Genomic DNA, 19,010 nt, shown 5'->3' with positions numbered 1-19,010 from the left:
CCATGCACCCGCTCGATCAAATCATTCCCGTTGACGCTTTTCGATCAGGAGATTTCGCGTTTGAGCACTTTGCTCAATACGTCTGGCATCGCGATCCCACACGGCGCCGATATACTGATCAATAAGGCGCGAAGCGCACGGCACGAGAGGGGGCGCCAATTGCTGATTCATACTGAGGTTGTCGATGGACCCTTGGTATTGCGAATGCGACGCCTCAATGCCGCACGCGACCAAACCATTGGCCGTCAGATCCTGACACTCCCTCTTCTCGCGGCTAGGCTCGCGGGTGGGTTCATCGCACCGGCGACGCAGGAAATCTTGTATCCGGCCATAAGGCAGGCGCTCGAGGCGGGCGGATACGAGGACATCGACAAGGTTTGCCAACTGCCAGGGATGCCGGGGGCTGTGCTGTCCGCGCTTCGAGACTGGTGGGACGTGGAGGCCCCAGCCTCGTTGCCCGACAACGCTCGCCTCAGAGACTTCACTTTGCTCGAGCGCCGCGTGCGAGGCGCGCTGCCGGCCGGAATGCTGTCACCACCCGATCTGGTTAGAGCAGCCCTGGAGAGACTTCACTTTGCCCCGAAGTTAGTCGGCGCCATCACTATTCAAGGCGTTCCCGATGTCAAACCCGTATAGCGTCCGCTCTTGCAGGCCCTCTGCGAGGCCGTACCGGTCCGATGGATTGGATCACAACACAGCGGGCGCGCCTGGTTCGCCGGAGAGATTGAGACGTACCCCACAGGGGCGGCGTTGCTCCTCTCCGCCGATCTCTGTGCCGATCCACGAAGCGAGGTGAGAGAGGCGTTGCGCTGGGCGCGCGCGCTTGTGACGGCCGGAAAGGCCTCTCCCAATGAGATCGCCATCTCGGCGGCTTCGCCAACTGCGTGGGACGACGCGTTTCTGGTTCTCTCGCGCGAGGCGGGGCTTCCCGTGCACTTCACACACGGCATTCCGGCTCTTGCAACCCGCGAAGGACAGGCCTGTGCTGCACTCGCGGACATTCTGTTACGCGGCCTATCGCAAGAGCGCGTAAGGCTTCTGTTTGCCCGTCTGCCGCGCAATCCTGCCAGAGAGAGCCTACCTGGTGACTGGGCCAAGGGCTTGCGGCGAAGCGCGACGCTGGCAAGCCCAGAGCTTTGGCGGCACGCTCTCGAACAGGCGCGGGGAGAGCGGGCAGACGGCGATCTCGCGGAACGCGCACTGTTGCCAATTCTGGATGAATTGGCTTGCGGCATCGCGGCTGCGGACGCGGTCGGGCGCCGTCTGTTGAGGGGACCCGCAATGGCTTTGTGGCGCGACGCGTTGCGTATGGCGCCCCCGCACGCCATCGAGCTCTCGTTGCAGGCGCTGCGCATTGCGGACGGGCGTGAACCTGGAAACTCGATCGCGTGGGGGCCAGCAGGTCACCTAGCGGCTGCCCCTCGCGCGCATGTCCGCCTCATTGGGCTTGACGCAAACGCGTGGCCGAGACGGTCGAGCGAAAGCCCATTGTTGCCGCAACACCTGCTGGGACACCTCAGACTCCCGTCTGCGGAAGCGGCCCAAAACGACCAGGCGATGCATGACATCATTATCGATCAATCGCAGAGCTATACGCTTTCACGCGCTTACAGGAGCGCGACGGGCTCTCTGCAGGCAGCCAGTACCTTGTGGCCGAAGGACAAGGAGCGCGTTGTCGGGCGCAGCGCAATCCCCGCGCACGCCTTCAGCGAGAGCGATCGTCTCTATGCCCGCCCTGCCGACGCCGGCAAGGACCCGCAGGTACGCGCTAGTCGTGCCTGCTGGCGGGCATGGTGGGACAGCGAGCAGCACACCGCTCACGACGGGCGGGTCCGTCCCGACCACCCGCTTATCGTTGATGTCCTCGCGGAAGTCCAATCCACGACCTCTCTCCACCGGCTTCTCTGCGATCCCCTGGGGTTCGTCTGGGAATACGCGCTTCACTGGCGAGAGCCCAACCTAGACCCGCAGCCGCTCGCGCTCGACCATCGCGCGTTCGGCGAACTCGTTCACTCCCTCATAGGAGGCGTGCTGCGCGACGGCGTGCCTCCAAATTCCGAGGAGATCGGGATTGCTCTGGATAGAGAGGCGGCGCGCCTTGCGGACACTTGGCCGATTACCAGGGCCGTTCCGCCTGGCCTGCTCTGGGGCCACACAATAGCGATGGCTTGCGAGCGCGCGCTGCGAGGCCTCACGGAAGCTCTGGGCGAACAGAGAGGCCTGACCTGGACGGAGCTTTCCTTCGGCGAGCCAGGCGAGACGCTCCACCCGTGGACCACACTCGCACCCGTCCCGATCGGGCAGACCGGCGTTTCCTTCCGGGGAAGGATTGATCGACTCGACGAAGATTCGGCGCGCGGCGCGGCAATCATCACCGACTACAAGGTCGGGGCAGCGCCTGAGCGAAAAAAGCCGGTCGTGTTCGATCGCGGTGCTGAACTTCAGCGCGTCTTCTACGCCCTTGCTGTCCGGTCCCTGCTTCCAGAGCTTCGGAGCGTGAGCTCGCAGTTGACGTACCTCAAGCACGACCCTGCGCGCACGCTAAGCCTGACGAACGAGGAGCTTGAGAGGGCTATTGAGCAGGCGGTCCTGTTCACCGACGCGGGCGCTCGCCTGCAACGTAGTGGCGAGATCGCGCCCGGACCGGCGCCGCTATTCTTCGACTCGCTGTCCATTGCCCTGCCGGCGGACCTGGATTCGTACCGTCGTGTGAAGCGTCGTTCGTTTGCTCAGGCGAATGGTGCGCTCGACAAGCTTTGGAGCAGCCCGTGAGCGTGCCCGACTTCGACGCCCGCAGGCGGTCACTCACTGATTTCGAAACCAACATGCTGGTAGAGGCCGCGGCTGGCACCGGCAAGACGTCGTTGATGGCCGCCCGCGTCGCAATGATGATCGCGACCGGAATTGATCCTGCAAAGATCGCCGCGATCACCTTCACCGAGCCCGCGGCGAGCGAGCTCGAGGCGCGTATACGCTGGACCATCGACGAGCTCCGCAATGATCGGCTGCCCCCCGCACTCTCCGGAATTCTCGCGCTGCCCTTAGGCGGAGCAATGCGTGCGCAGCTCGATGCTGCGGCCCCGCGCATCGGGGAGATCACGGCAACGACGATCCACGGCTTTTGCCAGGCTATCCTTCGCTCGCACGGGATCGACGCCGCCCTAGACCCCGGTTCCCGCGTGGTCGATGAAACCATCGCCGACGCGCTCTTCGATGAGGTGCTTGCGGCTTGGCTGAAAGGGACGCTTGCGCGCGACGGCGTGTCAATCGGCGTTGGAACGGGACCCTCCATCGGCGTCCAAAAGGGCCCCCTTTGATCGGCGAGCTTTGCTGGTAGCGCTCGCAGCGTCGGAGCTGGCCGGGATTGCGGAGACGGTGCGAGCGCGGGTTGTTTGATCGTCGTCGCGGCTTTTGAATCTCCAGCTGTCGTTACCGGTCTCTACGATGTCACAGTGATGGGTCAGCCGGTCGAGCAGCGCAGTGGTCATCTTGGCATCGCCGAACACGCTGGGCCACTCTCCGAAGGAGAGGTTGGTGGTGACGATGACGGATGTGCGCTCGTAAAGCCGGCTGATGAGGTGGAACAGAAGCTGGCCGCCGGATTGAGCGAACGGTAGGTAACCCAGTTCGTCGAGAACGATGAAGTCCATCCGGGTCAGATGTTCGGCGAGCCGGCCCTGACGTCCGTTGCGGGTCTCGCTTTCGAGACGGTTGACGAGGTCGACGACGTTGTAAAAGCGCCCGCGGGCACCGGAGCGGATGCAGCTCCTGGCGATGGCGATGGCCAGATGGGTCTTGCCGGTGCCGGTACCGCCGACCAGCACGACGTTGCGTTGCTGGGCGATGAAGCCGCCGCCGGCGAGATCATTGACAAGTGTCTGGTTGATCGGCGTGCCGTCGAACTGGAAGTCAGCGATGTCCTTGGCGAGAGGAAGCTTGGCGATGGTGAGCTGGTACTTGATCGATCTCGCCTGCTTTTCGCTGATCTCGGCCGTGAGCAAGTCGCCGACGATGCGCTGAGGTTCATGCTGGCGCTTGATGGCGGTCACCATGATCTCGTCGAAGGCGGCCTTCATTCCGTAGAGCTTGAGCTCACCCATGAGATCGAAGATTTGGGCTCGTTCCATCAGTTGGTCCTCCGGAGGTTGTCGTAGCGGGCACAATCAGCGATCGGCGCATGGCGAAGCGTCAGTGCGGCCGGCGTCATGATGTTGGCTGGTGGCGCCGGCTCACGTTGCCGAGCTAGGATGTTGAGCACGACATCAGCGGAATGAACGCCGTGAGCGACCGCTTCGGCGCAGGCGGCCTCAACTGCTGGCAGACCGTCGGTCAGCGCCGCGTTGAGGATGTCGACCATCTGCCGATTGCCGTCATCGGCGCCGGCAAGCTTTCGCCGCACACGCTCGATCGCAGCCGGCAGCACCCAGTCCTTAAAGGGCGCCCCGTTGCGCAAGGCGCCGGGCTTGCGCATCAGGACAGGCACATAGTGCCAGGGATCGTAGACCGTCTCGCCGCGGCCAAATGATCGTTGATGCTCGGCAACGATCCGGCCGTCTTGGCGGATTACGATGCGGTCCGCATAGGCCTGGACTTCAACAGGCCGCCCAGGGTCCTTATTCCACGCCGAAACACAGCGATGGGCAATAAAGTCTTCATGTTTTCGCCGGGTTCCAACGACACCCATCGCTACAATCCGCTCGATTTCGTGCGACGCGACGAGCGCATGGCGACCGACTGCCTGGTCGTCGCTTCCTTCGTCATCCCTGAAAAGGCGGACGACACCTGGGCCGGGGCAGGGCGGCTCCTGCTGTCTGCCCTGATCGGCTACGTGCTGTCGTCGCCTCTGATTGCTGGTGCTCAGCACATGCGCACCGTGGCGCGGATGACGACGACCGGCAAAGATATCTCCGCGGTGCTACGCGCGATCGTGAAGACCGAGCGTCAGCATTTGCCGACATGGGTCGTCGACAATTTTCAGCAGTACATCGCGCTGGAGCCGGAGACGCGCAACAGCGCCGTGTTCAACGTCAACATGGCGATGTCGCTGTGGAACAACGGACTGATCTCGGCAGCAACGGAAACATCCGACTTCGATATTCGCGAGTTGCGCCGCGAACCGGCGACGATCTTCATTGGCTGCACGATCGCGGAGCTCTCGATCTTCCGGCCGCTGATCCGGATCCTGTTCCAGCAGATCCACGATCTGTTGATGGTGAAGATTCCCGGCGAGGATGAGCCCCACCAGGTGCTGCTCATGCTTGACGAGTTCTATCACGTTGGCCGGATGAACTCGTTGATCTCCAAGATCACCATTAGCGCCGGCTACGGCTTCCGTATGGCCATTGTCATGCAGGACCTCGCGCAGCTCGACGAGCTCTACGGCAAAAATACGCGCATCACCACGGTTTCCGGCTCGCAGATCAAGCTATTCATCCAGATCAACGATCTCGATACGTCCGAATTTGTCTCGGAAATGCTGGGGGAGACGACGCAAGTCTACAAGACCCCGATCCAGCGGCCGGGGCAGGGCATCTTTGCGCCACGGGTCTGGGCGCCGCACTATATGCCGCGCCCGCTGCGCAGCCCGCTCGAACTCCGCGAGATGTCGTCGCGCCTCTCGATCCTGATGGTGAAGAACTCGCCGTCCTTCGAACTAACCAAGATCAGGCACTACCTAGACAAACCTTATCGAAGCTATTACGAGCGCGCGAAGGGCTCCCCGCCGCAGCTGCCGCGGCTGCGGGCCTGGCAGGACGAGCCGTTGCAGGGAGCGATCAACCCCGCACCTGAGCCGCAAGAACGAGCAGAGCTCACACCCGCGCCACCGGCTACTCAAAACCACAAATCGTCACCACGTCGTGCCCCGTCGAAACCCACGGCCAAGACGAGATCAGCGCCCCAGGACGCCGTCCCACCCTTGACGCTTACACCGCGACGCGCGCCTTCTCCTCCGGCTGAGCCGAAGCGCAAAGCGTTATCCCTCGGGGCGCAGCCGCCCGCCCCTTCGGGCGAGAACTGCGACGTGCGCGAAATTTTGGCTGCAGCGGTCGCTGACCAAAACAGCGACTTTGGCGCTATGCTGGACGTGCTGAAGAACGCGCCAGACCCGAAGGTGCACGAAGCGGTTGAGACCTTAAACGCGTTGCATCGCTCATTCCGTGATAACGAGAAATGATACCCGGCATGACCCTCCAAGTGATGAACGATATACCGGGTCATAGACCCTTCGTTGATAGGCTCTTGGCAAGCGCATTCTGTATTGCGCAAAACCCATGAAATGCGGCGCGCCAAAATCACCTCATTGGTCAGCTAGCTCCCGCAAGCCAAGCTGGAGATTAGTACCAAAAAATGCGAGGTTGATGCGAGCAATGTATACGGAAGACAACGCTGGTCATCGTCAAAGCTCGCTTTTATTTTTCCATCCACGACCATTGCGAACCCTTCGGTCGGAATGGTGTCGGCGCGCTGAGGGTTCCGAAGCCGAAGTTTCTTGGGCTGATCTTCCTTACGTTTAAGGGGGTACACGACGACACCTTTGTTGGAGTCATATCTTATGTGGTGATGACTCCCAGCAAACAACCGCGATCGACACCGGATTAGCCACGAGCGTCCAGCGACACCCCGAGCGTCTGCGCCTTCGCGCCCGTTGCAGCAACAGCGCGTTTTAGAGCGCGCGCAACTTTCTCTACCTCAGCCTCTTCTTGGCCAACCTGTCCCTGTCGCAAACCCTATCCAGCTGGTGGTTGGACGCATTATCTGCCATCCGATCCTGGGCGGACTACATCATCAATATACCCGGATTTGCGACGAGGACAGGCCCCGCGGTAATCTCCATCGCAGAAGGATGCCGGCGAGGTCTATAACCAGCCGATTGCACTCGGCGCTCGGATATCTGAGGCCGCAGCAATTTGAGGATCAACACACCCGGTGCCCGGTCACAATCGCCGCATACCTGATAAGGCACACTTGATGATAAAATAGGCCATTGGGATTTGACCTTATCGGCGACGCGTGATGAAGATTGAGTCGTTTCGCCGCCAACGTTCGATTGGTTCCGAGCCTGTGGCACTGAAGTCTCGTCGTCTGAATCACAACTGCGTCATGCGCAATCGCAAAGCATTGCCGACAACGCTTACCGACGACAGCGCCATGGCCGCGGCGGCAATGATCGGAGAGAGCAGGATACCGAAATTAGGATAGAGGATACCCGCAGCGATGGGGATGCCAGCGGCGTTGTAGATGAACGCGAAGAACAGATTCTGCCGGATGTTGCTCATCGTCGCCTGCGAAAGGCGACGGGCCCGAACGATGCCGCCCAAATCGCCTCCGAGGAGGGTAATGCCGGCGCTTTCCATCGCGACGTCCGTGCCGGTGCCCATGGCAATTCCGACTTCGGCGGCGGCTAGGGCAGGGGCGTCGTTGACGCCGTCCCCGGCCATGGCGACGATCTGCCCCTGCTTGTGGAGTTTGGTCACAATCGCGCTCTTCTGATCCGGAAGCACTTCCGCTTCGACATCGGAAATGCCGAGGCGCCTTGCGACCGCATTTGCGGTCGTGCGGTTATCTCCGGTCAGCATGATGACGTTGATGCCTTCTGCCGCCAGCGCCTTTAACGCATCCGGCGTCGACGCTTTGACCGGATCGGCGATGGCAAACAACCCAGCCAGCTTGCCGTCGACCGCGATGTTGATAACGGTGGCGCCATCCCCCCGTAGACGTTCGGCTTGCTCATTTAACGACTGGGTTTCGATGCCGAGCGATGTCAAAAAGTTCGGATTGCCCAAAAGAACCGTCTTGCCGTCGACCTTGCCGGTCGCGCCTTTACCGGTCGGCGAGTCGAATTCCTTGACCTTGCTGAAATCGAGTTTGCGCTCCTTCGCGGCCCGGACGATCGCGTCAGCCAGCGGGTGTTCGCTCGCGCGCTCCACGCTGGCCGCCAGCCGCAGAATCTCGCTCTCTTGAAATCCGGCCGCCGCGACGACCGCGACAACCTTCGGCTTGCCTTCGGTCAATGCGACGGCAGCGAAGCCCAACAACATGGCAATCAAAGGCACATTCTTCGCGGTGAACCGCTAAGGGACAGATATCGTCACCTCGGCAATCGAATATGCGGCCGTTCTTGCTCCCTGTCAGTTTCTCGCGCGGTTCAGCACCTCGATTTCTTATGCGCGGATCGAACCGGCCGCGTCGACTTCAGGAAGACGCATGCACTATCACTCGCTAGACGACCTGATCAGCATGATGCATGCCAACAACGAAGTCGGCTTACGTTCTGACGATCAAAAATTTTGCGAGCTTCAACAGCCACCTCACCGAGGCGACCCCCTGATCGGCTTGGAACGGCGATGCACGTGGGTGGCTCAAGACTCAGATCGAACGAGAAACGACAACCGTTTCCGGCGGCTGCATCCGTGGTACTCTGATTTCTTGCTCTGTATTGCAAGGGTAACAAGGGAGTCAGAACCGTAGCCGGTCACGCCAAAACGTCTTGGTGAGTTCGAGCACCACCAGGATAGTCACTGCAGCGCCCACGGTCAGGCTTAGATCGTCCCAGTGGAGCGGGCCGAAACTGAACAGGCTCCGCAAAACCGGAACCAGCAGGCTGAGTGAGAGAATAGCGGCGACCGCGGTGATGATCCACGCCAGCATCGGATTAGGCCGTTGGATCGCCGTGACGAGGGAGGTGCTGAAGGATCGGTTGACGAGAATCAGACTTCCGATCGATAGGACCAGCGAGAAGAAGGTCAGCGCGCGCACTTCGTTTGCCGGCATGCCGCTCCGGGAGGCGATGACGAAGATCGCGCCGGACAGCATGAACACCAGAAGGCCTTGTAGCACGCTCCAGAAGACGAGCGGCCAGGAGAACAACGGTTCCGCCGGCGGGCGCGGCGGGCGGCGCATGACGTCCTCCTCCTCGGTCTCGGCCTCAAAGACCAGTGTACAGACCGGATCGATGATCATCTCCAGGAAGGCGATGTGGATCGGGCTGAAGATGATAGGCATGCCAAGGATCAAGGGCAGCAGCGCCAGCCCGGCGATGGGTACGTGCACGGCAAAGATGAAACCCATCGCCTTGCGCAAATTATCGTAGATGCGCCGTCCCAGCCGGACGGCGGTGACGATAGAACCAAAATCGTCATCGAGCAGCACAATCGCCGAGGCTTCGCGCGCGACGTCGGTGCCGCGCCCGCCCATGGCGATGCCGATATGGGCCGCCTTCAGCGATGGCGCGTCGTTGACGCCGTCTCCAGTCATCGCGACGATCTCGTTGTCGGCCTTCAGCGCCTGAACGATACGCAGCTTTTGCTCCGGCATGATGCGCGCGAATACGGTCGCGGTGCGGACACACTCCTTCAGATCCCGCTCGCCGAGTCTTTCAATCGCCTCGCCGGCCACGACGGCACCGCCGTCAACGAGGCCGGCCTGGTGCGCGATCGCGCGGGCAGTCGCCGGATAGTCTCCGGTGATCATGACGACACGGATGCCGGCGGCGCGGCAGTCGCTCATGGCCTGCGGCACGCTCGGCCGCAGGGGATCGGCGAGGCCGACGAGCCCCAGAAATGAGAAGGCGAAGCCGCGCGGCGTCTCCGGGAACGACCCTCCATTGTGGGTTGCTTTCGCTACGCCTAGGACACGCAGGCCCTCCATCGCCATCGCATCGACCGCCTGCCTGATGGCGGCGCGATAAGTCTCGCCGAGACGGCAAAGATCGGCGATGGCCTCCGGCGCCCCCTTCGTTGCGACGGTGAACCCAGCTTGCCGTGTGCCCGTTTGCCAGACCTGGGTGACGGCAAGAAGGTCGGGCCGCAGTCCATAACCATGTATCAGCTTCCAGCCGGCCTGCGACGTTAGGGGGTTATCTACGATCTGCTTCTCTGCAAAGTCATGGAACGCTTTTTCCATTGGATCGAACGGTTCGGGCGCGCTCGCCAGAAGGCCGTGCAAAGCCAGGTCCCGAGCGTCCTTCGGCAGGGCCGCATCTGCGGCTATATTTTGGGAAAACTTGCCGCCACTTGTTGGCCGCAGTTCGGTGATCGACATACGGTTTTCGGTCAAGGTGCCGGTCTTGTCTGTACAGAGCACCGTCGCCGATCCTAGCGTTTCGATGGCAGCGGCGCGGCGCGTCAGTACGCGGGCGCGCGAGATTCGCCAAGCGCCCATGGCCATAAACACAGTCAGCACCACAGGGAACTCTTCGGGCAGCATGGCCATGCCGATGGTGATAGCGGCGAGCAGGGCCTCGAGCCAGCCGCCACGCAGTAGGCCGTAGAGCACCAGCACGACAAGGCTAACGAACCCGCCTCCGATGGCCGAGAGGCGCACGAGGCGGGCAGTCTGGCCGCGCAGTCGCGGCGGTTCCGCCTCCAGGCCGCGAAGTGACTGGCCAATCTTGCCGATCTCGCTCCTTGATCCGGTGGCGGAGACCTCCGCGATGCCGCTGCCGCGCACGATCAGCGAGCCGGAATAAACATACGGAAGATCATCACCTCCGGGCCTGACGGTCGACGACGGCTTGCCTGACGGCATAGCCTTTCGCACCGGGACGGACTCGCCCGTCAGCAACGACTCATCAGCCTGCAATTCTCGACAATGCAGAAGCGTCGCGTCCGCCGGAACGCGGTCTCCCTCGGCGAGGACGACGATGTCGCCACGAACCACTTCACGGCCAGGAATACGCAGGTGAGCACCACTCCTGATAACCAGCGCTCGCGGGCTGGTCAGGTCGCGCAATGCCTCCAGGACCCCTTCGGTGCGCGTTTCCTGGACCACGGTGATCACCACCGACATACTGGCGAAGGCAAGCAGGATTAGGGCTTCCTGAAGATCACCCAGCAGAAGGTAGATCGCGCCGCCCGCGAGCAGTAGCAGAAGCATCGGTTCGCGCAGGACTTCCAGTACGATAGTGAGCGGCGTCCGGTGCTCCCGGCGTGGAAGCTCGTTGAAGCCCTCAGACTTCAATCTTTCGCCAGCTTCCTCTTGGCTTAGGCCATGCACGAAAGAAGAGTGAGAAGGCGGGCTATCCAATGCGGTCTCCTTATGAGCAGCGCGGTGACATCGACATACGTCTTGTTCGGATCTCTCGATCTGACGTGCGCCTGCTGCGCATCAATCTAGCTACCGTCTCAAAGCCTGCAGTCCTCAATCGAGTCCCCCCGGGCTCATGATACTAGAGGAGTCCCGAATTCAGGACCAGAATGGCGCCGGACATGGAGAAAACCACTACTGTTACGCGGCTCTCGCGTGTCCTCAATCGTCAAGCCGTGTTAGTGGCCGGCGTATTGACCATAGGGCCAGGTCCAGTCGCGGATGCGCGGCATATCTTCGCCGTGCTGGCGAATATAAAGCGCATGCTCGATCAATGCGTCGCGGAACTGTTGCTTGACATGGGCGGCGGCGGTGCTGAGGCCCGGCACGCGCTCGATGACTTCGATCGCCAGATGAAAACGATCGAGCCCATTCCGAACGACCATGTCGAATGGCGTGGTCGTGGTGCCTTCCTCCTTGAAGCCACGAACGTGCATTCCGGCGTGGTTGGTGCGATTGTAGGTCAGGCGATGGATCAGGCTCGGATAGCCGTGATAGGCAAAAATCACGGGACGGTCGTGGGTGAACATTCCGTCGAATTCGCGGTTGCTGAGACCGTGCGGATGCGCCTCTTTCGGCTGCAGGGTCATCAGGTCCACGACATTGACGACGCGGATTTTCAGGTCCGGCAACCGCTCGCGAAGCAGATTGACGGCAGCCAACGTCTCCAGCGTCGGCACGTCGCCTGCGCAGGCCATCACCACGTCGGGTTCGGTGCCTTCGACTTCGGTGCCGGCCCATCTCCAGATTCCGATGCCGGCGTCGCAATGCGTGGCGGCGTGTTGCATGGTCAGCCATTGCGGCGCGGGCTGCTTGCCGGCGACGATCACGTTGATGCGATCGTAGGTGCGCAGACAGTGGTCGGTGATCCAGAGCAGTGAATTGGCGTCCGGCGGGAAATAGACGCGCACGATATCGGCCTTCTTGTTGACGACGAGGTCGACAAAGCCCGGGTCCTGGTGACTGAAACCATTATGGTCCTGCCGCCAGACATGCGACGTCAGAAGATAATTCAGAGAAGCGATCGATCGACGCCACGGCAGCTCACGTGCAACCTTCAGCCATTTGGCGTGCTGATTGAACATCGAATCCACGATGTGGATGAAGGCCTCATAGCATGAGAAGAAGCCGTGCCGTCCGCTCAGTAGATATCCTTCAAGCCAGCCCTGGCAGAGGTGTTCGCTCAGGACCTCCATGACGCGACCGTCCTGAGCGAGATGAACATCGTAGGGCTCGGTGCTCTCCATCCAGGCCCGCTCAGTGGCCTCGAACACCGCGTCGAGACGGTTCGAGGCGGTTTCATCCGGCCCCATGATCCGGAAGTTTCGCGCCTCGGCATTCAGGCGCAAGACGTCGCGAAGGAACTGTCCCATCAACCGCGTTGCTTCGGCAACAATACCGCCGGGATGGGGGACCTTCACCGCGTAGTCATGAAAATCCGGCAGCCGGAGTTCGCGTTTCAACAATCCGCCATTGGCGTGAGGATTGGCGCCCATGCGCCGGTCCCCGCGCGGCGCGAGCTCCTGCAATTCCGGTTGCAAGCGGCCATTCTTGTCGAACAGCAGCTCCGGCTGATAGCTGCGCATCCATTGCTCGAGCAGGTTCAGATGCTCAGGATTTCCACGCGGATTGGCGATCGGGACCTGGTGCGCCCGCCAGAAGCCTTCAACCTTCAGACCATCGACTTCCTTTGGCCCGGTCCAGCCCTTCGGGCTGCGGAGCACGATCATCGGCCATGCCGGACGATCGGTCGTCTTGCGTCCATCGCGCGCGGCTTGCTGGATCGAACGAATGCTCTCGACTGCCTGTTTCATCACGTCGGCCATCTGCCGATGCATCAGCGCGGGCTCGTCGCCCTCCACGAACAGCGGCGTGTGGCCATAGCCTGTAAAGAGCTGCCGGATTTCTTCATCCTCCATCCGGCCGAGAACGGTCGGGTTCGCGATCTTGTAGCCATTGAGGTGCAGGATCGGCAGCACCGCGCCATCATGTATCGGGTTAAGAAACTTGTTGGAATGCCACGACGCGGCGAGCGGCCCGATCTCGGCCTCGCCATCGCCGATCACGCAGGCGACGATGAGATCGGGGTTGTCGAATGCCGCGCCATAGGCATGCGTCAGCGCAGAGCCGAGTTCGCCGCCCTCGTGGATCGAGCCGGGCGTCTCCGGCGCGGCGTGGCTTGGGATGCCGCCAGGGAAAGAAAACTGGCGAAACAGCTTCTGCAAACCGTCAGTGTCCCGACTGATGTCGGGATAGATCTCGCTATAAGTGCGCCTTCGAGGTAAGTGTTCGCCACCATGCCGGGCCCACCATGCCGGGCCCACCATGGCCTGGTCCGCAGATGTAAATCACATTGAGGTCGAACGTGCGGATCACCCGATTGAGATGTGCGTAAATGAAGTTGAGGCCCGGCGTCGTACCCCAGTGTCCCAGCAATCGTGGCTTGATGTGTTCGGGACGCAAAGGTTCATGCAATAAAGGATTGTCGAGAAGGTAGATTTGTCCGACCGACAAATAATTGGCGGCGCGCCAGTACCTGTCGAGTAGATCAAAGTCACCGGAACAGGTCGGATTGTATGGTGCTGTTTCCATATTCTAAACTCAAACAACTAACCTATGAGACAATACAATTGTGGTTCAATTGGACCGTCTGAGGTGGTGCCGGTTTCTGAGACAGGGGCATAAGGTGGATCGCCCGATGAAAAGGACGATCCAGCATGAAGACACGCAGACGGTTTACGGCCGAATTCAAGGCCAAGGTTGCGCTTGAGGCGATCCGCGGCGAGCGGACGATCTCGGACCTGGCGACGAAGCATCAGCTTCACCCGAACCAGATCACGCAGTGGAAACGGCAGGCCATCGAGAATTTGGCCAAGGCGTTTGACGACAAGGCTGCGGATGCGCAGGTCGGCCGGGAAGCCGAGGTGACCAAGCTGCACGCCAAGCTTGTCGTCGAGCGGGATTTTTTGGCCAAGGTCTTCGATCGCTGAGCCTGGATCGGAGGAGAATGATGATTGACCCCGATCACAACCGGCTCTCGATCCGCCGGCAATGCGAACTGGTCTCGATCTCGCGGGCGACGTTCTACCGACAGCCCGTCGGCGAGACGCCCGAGAACCTCGAACTGATGCGCGTCATCGACGAGGCCTTCATGGAGACGCCCTGGTATGGCTCCCGGCAGATGGCCCGGCATCTGCGGCGTCAGGGCTGGTGCGTGGGTCGCAAACGGGTTCGTCGGATGATGCGCAAGATCGGTCTGTCGGCGATCTATCAGGCGCCGAAGACCAGCGCGCCGCATCCGCAGCATCGTATCTATCCCTACCTGCTGCGGTACCTGGCGATCGAGCGGCCGGATCAGGTCTGGTGTGCCGATGTGACCTATATCCCGATGCGGCGCGGCTTCCTTTACCTCGTGGCCATCATGGACTGGTTCAGCCGCAAGGTCCTGGCCTGGCGGCTGTCGAACACGATGGATGCCGACTTCTGTGTCGCTGCTCTGGAAGAGGCGATCGCCCGGCACGGCAGGCCCGACATCTTCAACACCGATCAGGGCAGCCAGTTCACCGGCTTCGCCTTCACGACGACGCTGAAGGACGCCGGCATCCGTATCTCCATGGACGGGCGCGGCCGCTGGATGGACAACGTCTTCATCGAACGACTGTGGCGCAGCCTCAAATATGAGTGCGTCTTCCTCAGCACATTCGAAACGGGAAGCCAAGCCCGCTGCGGCATCGGCTCCTGGATAGACTATTACAACCGGCGACGCCCGCACTCGACCTTCGCCGGCAGGACGCCCGACGAGGTCTATGCTATGGCGGAAATGACGGAGCAGTTGGCGGCCTAGAAACAACCCCGATCCACCTTAGCCAAGCCGCCAAACTGCCTCAGCAGCCGGGTCCACCTCATTCTGTCCAAGCGTTATTGAAGGCAGCGAGATAAATTTCTTGCGCGTGTGGCGGCAAATGCGCACGAACGGATGGAGGAAGGTCGTCGATCGATGCGTATGGCAAGCGTATTCCTTCCCGCTAAATGCCAATAGATGCCAACAAGTATAGAAATGATCGATAAGCCAGAATTGATCCAAAGCAACCCGGTTTGATTCCCGGATCGGGTCGATCGTAAGTGCTACGGCTGTTGATTGACGATGCTCGGAGGCCGTGAACGTACGGAATGTGTCCAGATCGGTTTCCGATGGCATGCTGACCGATGACGGATTGGTTTTTGATGCCGGTCAAACTGCCCGGGTGAATTCCATGATGGTTTCAAACTGGGAACGGTGTCGTTCCGGTCATGGTAAAGGCGGCACGGTTCGGCGCTTCCGCTGCGTCGCGGCAGCGTTCTGTACTTCCGACGGATGCAACGCCGCTCCGCGGGCGTGGTTATCTCATCTGGCGTGAATGACGAGGGAGCATCATGGGAAATCCGGCTTCCAGAGAAGTTCCTTCCGACGAAGGGTTCCCGTCTCTTCGCAAGCAGATGGTTGAGGATCATATCGCCGCGCGGGGCGTGCGCGACGAGCTGGTGCTCGATGCCATGCGCAACGTGCCGCGCGAATTGTTCGTGCCGGAGAGGCTTCGTGAGTTCGCCTACGAGGACGCGCCGCTTCCTATTGCCGGAGAGCAAACGATTTCCCAACCCTACATCGTTGCCTTCATGGTTGAAGCTTTGCTGCTGAAGGGCAATGAGAAGGTTCTCGAAATCGGCGCCGGCTCAGGTTACGCCGCCGCAGTGCTGTCGGAAATCGCGGCCGACGTTTACACCGTGGAGCGGCTCGGCCCGCTTGCGGAGAAAGCGGCCGCCTTACTCGCCGAACTCGGTTACGGCAATGTCCATGTTCTGCATGGCGACGGCACAAAGGGGTGGCCTGAACATGCGCCCTATGATGCGATCGTCGTGGCTGCTGGCGGCCCGCAGGTTCCGGAAACCCTCAAGCAGCAGTTGAAAATTGGTGGTCGGCTGGTGATCCCGATCGGCGCTGACATCCGTAGTCAGGAACTGGTGCGAGTCACCCGGATTTCCACGGACGAGTATCGGAGTGAAGACATTGCCGACGTGCGCTTCGTTCCGCTGATCGGAGAAGAGGGATGGGCAACTGCGAGAGGAGGCGGGAAAGCGCGCGGCAAACCGCATCCGGTCCGTTCGGACGAGGAGACCCTGATTCGTGATCTTGCGGATGCTGCTGAATCGTTTGCATCGATCGAGACGGCCGACCTCAATCCGCTGATGGACCGGATCGGTTCGGCACGCATCGTCCTTTTGGGCGAGGCGACCCACGGCACCTCGGAATTCTATCGGATGCGCGAGCGCATCACGCGTGATCTCATCATCAAGAAGGGCTTTCGCTTTGTCGCCATCGAGGCCGATTGGCCGGATGCGGCGCGCGTCGATCACTATGTGCGGCACTTTCAATATCCGCCGTCCGAGTGGACCGCGTTCGCCCGGTTCCCGACGTGGATGTGGCGAAACGCCGAGGTTCACGACTTCGTCAGCTGGCTACGCAAGCATAACGGCACGGTCGAGCGCAACCAGCGTGTCGCGTTTCATGGCCTCGATCTCTACAGTCTTTATGACTCGATCCGATCGGTCCTGAACTATCTCGATGAGGTTGATCCGGATTCCGCGCGGGTCGCTCGCGAACGCTACGGTTGCCTGACGCCATGGCAGCGCGATCCGGCAACCTACGGCCATGCGGCGCTGACCGGGTCCTATCCGGCGTGCGAACAGCATGTGGTGCGTGCGCTGACCGACCTTCTGGCGAAACGTCAGGCTTATGCCGAGCATGATGGCGAACGGTTTCTCGATGCCGAACAGAATGCGCGCCTCGTCGCCAATGCCGAGCGCTATTATCGCATCATGTATTACGGTTCGCGGGCATCATGGAATCTGCGCGACAGCCATATGTTCGCGACGTTGAAGAATCTGCTCGCGTTTCACGGTCCGGACAGCAAGGCGATCGTATGGGCCCATAACTCCCACGTCGGCAACGCCGAGGCGACCGAAATGGCGGCGCGGGGTGAGCACAATCTAGGTCAGCTCTGCCGGCAGGAATTTGCCGCGCAGGCTTATCTGATCGGATTCGGCACCCAGAGCGGAACGGTTGCCGCGGCATCGGAATGGGACGGGCCGATGGAGATCAAGACCGTGCGGCCGGCGCTTCCAAAAAGTTACGAGCGGTTGTGTCACGCGACGGGCTTGGCGCGCTTCCTGCTTGGTCTGCGCGGCCGCGAAGACCTGTGCGGGTCATCCGGTCTTGGCAAGGAGCGTCTCGAACGGGCGATCGGCGTCATCTACCGGCCGGAAACGGAGCGCGCGAGTCATTACTTCCGCGCCAGTCTGCCGCAGCAGTTCGATGAATATATCTGGTTCGATCATACGCGCGCGGTGGCTCCGCTGGAGACGGCGATGATCAAGGGCCTTCCGGATACATATCCGTTCGGCTTGTGAAACCCGAGTCGGCTCCCGACATATTGGAGAGAACGCAATTATCCGAGGAGCAGGTGGACATGTTCAGGATTCCCCGCAATGCGCTGGTATTTGTCGGCGATGGCCGAAAGGCTCTGTTTCTGCGAAACGACGGCGACGTTTTATCCCCCCATTTGAAGACAGAGAAAGTCTTTGAAGACATCAATCCGATGACTCACGAGCAGGGGAGAGATCGGCCGGGGCGGGTCATCGAATCGTCGCAGCCCGGTCGCAAAAGCGCTGTCGAGCAGACTGACTGGCATGATATACAGGAGCGACAGTTCGCGCAGACGGTCGCCGCAGCCATGGAGCGGATGGTCCGAACGAGCAAGGCGAAGGCTCTCGTCGTCGTTGCGCCGCCAAGAACGTTGGCCGACTTGCGAAACGCATTCCACCCCGAGGTGAAGACCTGCATTGTCGCCGAGATAAACAAGGATCTGACCAATCATCCGGTCGGGGACATCGCGAAGCATCTCATGAGTGATGCATCAGCCTGATCAAGGCCGCGAGAACCATGTCGCAGGGGGTTGATCTGGATCAAGCCGCCGGAGTCGGGATAGGCGGCCGTCGAAGTCGAGGCTGTTATGTCCTATGCAACGCTATTGGTCTGGGTCAACATCGACCACGTCTCGAAGCAGTTCGTTGGTGTCGCAGCAGGTGTGGCGGACAAATTCGCAGCCAATCTGCTCGGGTTGTCGGCTGTTGCGATCGTTCCGCCTTTTGTCGCCGAGGGGGTGGTCATCGTCGATAACGCGACCGAATTCGATATTGCAAAACTGAAGGCCAGCCTTGCGGAGGCTGGACACAAGGTTCAAGCCGCCGCCGGAAGTGGCCGCCGGTTCGAATGGCGATCAGTCATCGAACTCCCCACCCAGGCGCTAATCAGTGAGGCGCGCTGTGCCGATTTGATCGTGATCGAAAGTGGCAGATCCGCTGGCGATATGTATCGAAGCGTCGACGTCGGAGCCGCAATTCTTGGAGCCGGTCGTCCCTTCCTGGTGGTGCCTGCGGCGGTGAAATCCCTTGCCGCCGATCACGTCATGATCGGATGGAAAGATACGCGGGAGGCGCGGCGGGCGGTTCAGGATGCGTTACCGTTCCTTCACGAGGCCAAGCGCGTAACCGTCCTGGAAATATGCGAGAAGGAGCAGATGGAAACAGCGCGCCGCCATGTTGACGACGTCATTCGCTACCTCGCGCAGCACAGGATAAAGGCGGAGCGCCAGGTCGAAATGCAGGCTCGCGGCTCTCGTGCGGATCAGATCATCGGGTGGGCAGATAATGAAGACGTCGATCTTCTGGTCACCGGTGCTTACGGCCATAGCCGGCTCAACGAATGGATGTTCGGCGGGATGACCCGCGATCTGCTCACGACGAGTCCGATCTGCTGCCTGATGTCCCATTAGCGCTGCTAAGAATCCGGGATCGCGCATCTGGCTCCGCGCTTTTTTCTCCAGACGCGC

At 60.9% G+C, this 19,010-nt stretch carries 10 protein-coding genes and 4 pseudogenes; 8 read left to right on the top strand and 6 right to left on the bottom strand.

All coding sequences use genetic code 11. The annotated features are described in order from the left end of the window. The first annotated feature begins 159 nt into the window (after positions 1–159). The 3 genes from ACMYR2_RS19275 to ACMYR2_RS19265 all read left to right on the top strand — a co-directional run bounded on the left by ACMYR2_RS19275 (position 160) and on the right by ACMYR2_RS19265 (position 3,317). Positions 160–636 (top strand): hypothetical protein, encoded by a 477-nt coding sequence (locus ACMYR2_RS19275; protein ID WP_416194181.1) that lies wholly within the window; start codon positions 160–162, stop codon positions 634–636. Between the two features lie 168 nt (positions 637–804). Continuing rightward, entirely contained in the window at positions 805–2,772 is a 1,968-nt protein-coding gene (locus ACMYR2_RS19270) for a PD-(D/E)XK nuclease family protein (RefSeq protein WP_416194180.1), read from the top strand. A gap of 2 nt (positions 2,773–2,774) precedes the next feature. Further along, the gene (locus tag ACMYR2_RS19265) at positions 2,775–3,317 is read left to right on the top strand and encodes a UvrD-helicase domain-containing protein (RefSeq protein ID WP_416194179.1); all 543 of its coding nucleotides are present in this window, start codon (positions 2,775–2,777) and stop codon (positions 3,315–3,317) included. Here the strand turns inward: ACMYR2_RS19265 and istB are convergent. Continuing rightward, positions 3,264–4,127 (bottom strand): IS21-like element helper ATPase IstB, encoded by an 864-nt coding sequence (gene istB, locus ACMYR2_RS19260; protein WP_416192932.1) that lies wholly within the window; start codon positions 4,125–4,127, stop codon positions 3,264–3,266. The two genes, ACMYR2_RS19265 and istB, sit on opposite strands and share 54 nt — an antisense overlap. Then, positions 4,093–4,606: pseudogene (locus ACMYR2_RS19255) on the bottom strand (Mu transposase domain-containing protein); the annotation flags it as partial. The gene istB and the pseudogene ACMYR2_RS19255, both read right to left, overlap by 35 nt. Between ACMYR2_RS19255 and ACMYR2_RS19250 the strand changes: the two are divergent. After that, positions 4,532–6,175 (top strand): type IV secretory system conjugative DNA transfer family protein, encoded by a 1,644-nt coding sequence (locus ACMYR2_RS19250; RefSeq protein ID WP_416194178.1) that lies wholly within the window; start codon positions 4,532–4,534, stop codon positions 6,173–6,175. The pseudogene ACMYR2_RS19255 and the gene ACMYR2_RS19250 sit on opposite strands and share 75 nt — an antisense overlap. Positions 6,176–7,088: 913 nt before the next feature. Here ACMYR2_RS19250 and ACMYR2_RS19245 read toward each other — a convergent pair. From ACMYR2_RS19245 to ACMYR2_RS19235, 3 genes and pseudogenes are all read right to left on the bottom strand, one after another. Next, positions 7,089–8,012: pseudogene (locus ACMYR2_RS19245) on the bottom strand (HAD-IC family P-type ATPase); the annotation flags it as partial. Positions 8,013–8,457: 445 nt separating this feature from the next. Beyond that, positions 8,458–11,025: a cation-translocating P-type ATPase gene (locus ACMYR2_RS19240; protein ID WP_416194177.1), complete on the bottom strand. Its 2,568-nt coding sequence runs from the start codon at positions 11,023–11,025 to the stop codon at positions 8,458–8,460. A gap of 239 nt (positions 11,026–11,264) precedes the next feature. Continuing rightward, positions 11,265–13,677 (bottom strand): annotated as a pseudogene (locus tag ACMYR2_RS19235) (phosphoketolase). 125 nt (positions 13,678–13,802) lie between these two features. Between ACMYR2_RS19235 and ACMYR2_RS19230 the strand changes: the two are divergent. Next, a protein-coding gene (locus tag ACMYR2_RS19230; RefSeq protein ID WP_416194176.1) for an IS3 family transposase occupies positions 13,803–14,929 on the top strand; the annotation gives its coding sequence in 2 pieces (ribosomal slippage) (positions 13,803–14,046 and positions 14,046–14,929; 1,128 coding nt in all). 61 nt (positions 14,930–14,990) lie between these two features. Here the strand turns inward: ACMYR2_RS19230 and ACMYR2_RS19225 are convergent. After that, positions 14,991–15,095, bottom strand: a pseudogene (locus ACMYR2_RS19225) (ChaB family protein); the annotation flags it as partial. A 403-nt stretch (positions 15,096–15,498) separates the two neighbouring features. Between ACMYR2_RS19225 and ACMYR2_RS19220 the strand changes: the two are divergent. The 3 genes from ACMYR2_RS19220 to ACMYR2_RS19210 all read left to right on the top strand — a co-directional run bounded on the left by ACMYR2_RS19220 (position 15,499) and on the right by ACMYR2_RS19210 (position 18,953). Next, the gene (locus ACMYR2_RS19220; protein ID WP_416194175.1) at positions 15,499–17,529 is read left to right on the top strand and encodes a protein-L-isoaspartate(D-aspartate) O-methyltransferase; all 2,031 of its coding nucleotides are present in this window, start codon (positions 15,499–15,501) and stop codon (positions 17,527–17,529) included. Positions 17,530–17,588: 59 nt separating this feature from the next. Continuing rightward, positions 17,589–18,044 (top strand): host attachment protein, encoded by a 456-nt coding sequence (locus ACMYR2_RS19215; RefSeq protein ID WP_416194174.1) that lies wholly within the window; start codon positions 17,589–17,591, stop codon positions 18,042–18,044. An 87-nt stretch (positions 18,045–18,131) separates the two neighbouring features. After that, positions 18,132–18,953 (top strand): universal stress protein, encoded by an 822-nt coding sequence (locus ACMYR2_RS19210; RefSeq protein ID WP_416194173.1) that lies wholly within the window; start codon positions 18,132–18,134, stop codon positions 18,951–18,953. Positions 18,954–19,010 lie beyond the last annotated feature (57 nt).

Origin of the sequence: Nitrobacter sp. TKz-YC01, from assembly GCF_047824785.1 — a bacterium.
In the GTDB taxonomy this organism is placed as follows: domain Bacteria; phylum Pseudomonadota; class Alphaproteobacteria; order Rhizobiales; family Xanthobacteraceae; genus Nitrobacter.
Note: the sequence above shows the minus strand (reverse complement) of the source record. Positions and strands in the feature narration are given on the sequence as shown.

Excerpts from the sequence above, each read along its gene's own strand:
- ACMYR2_RS19210 (WP_416194173.1), top strand. The coding sequence starts at position 18,132 with ATGTCCTATGCAACGCTATTGGTCTGGGTCAACATCGACCACGTCTCG.
- istB (WP_416192932.1), bottom strand. The coding sequence starts at position 4,127 with ATGGAACGAGCCCAAATCTTCGATCTCATGGGTGAGCTCAAGCTCTAC.
- ACMYR2_RS19220 (WP_416194175.1), top strand. The coding sequence starts at position 15,499 with ATGGGAAATCCGGCTTCCAGAGAAGTTCCTTCCGACGAAGGGTTCCCG.
- ACMYR2_RS19250 (WP_416194178.1), top strand. The coding sequence starts at position 4,532 with ATGCTCGGCAACGATCCGGCCGTCTTGGCGGATTACGATGCGGTCCGC.
- ACMYR2_RS19215 (WP_416194174.1), top strand. The coding sequence starts at position 17,589 with ATGTTCAGGATTCCCCGCAATGCGCTGGTATTTGTCGGCGATGGCCGA.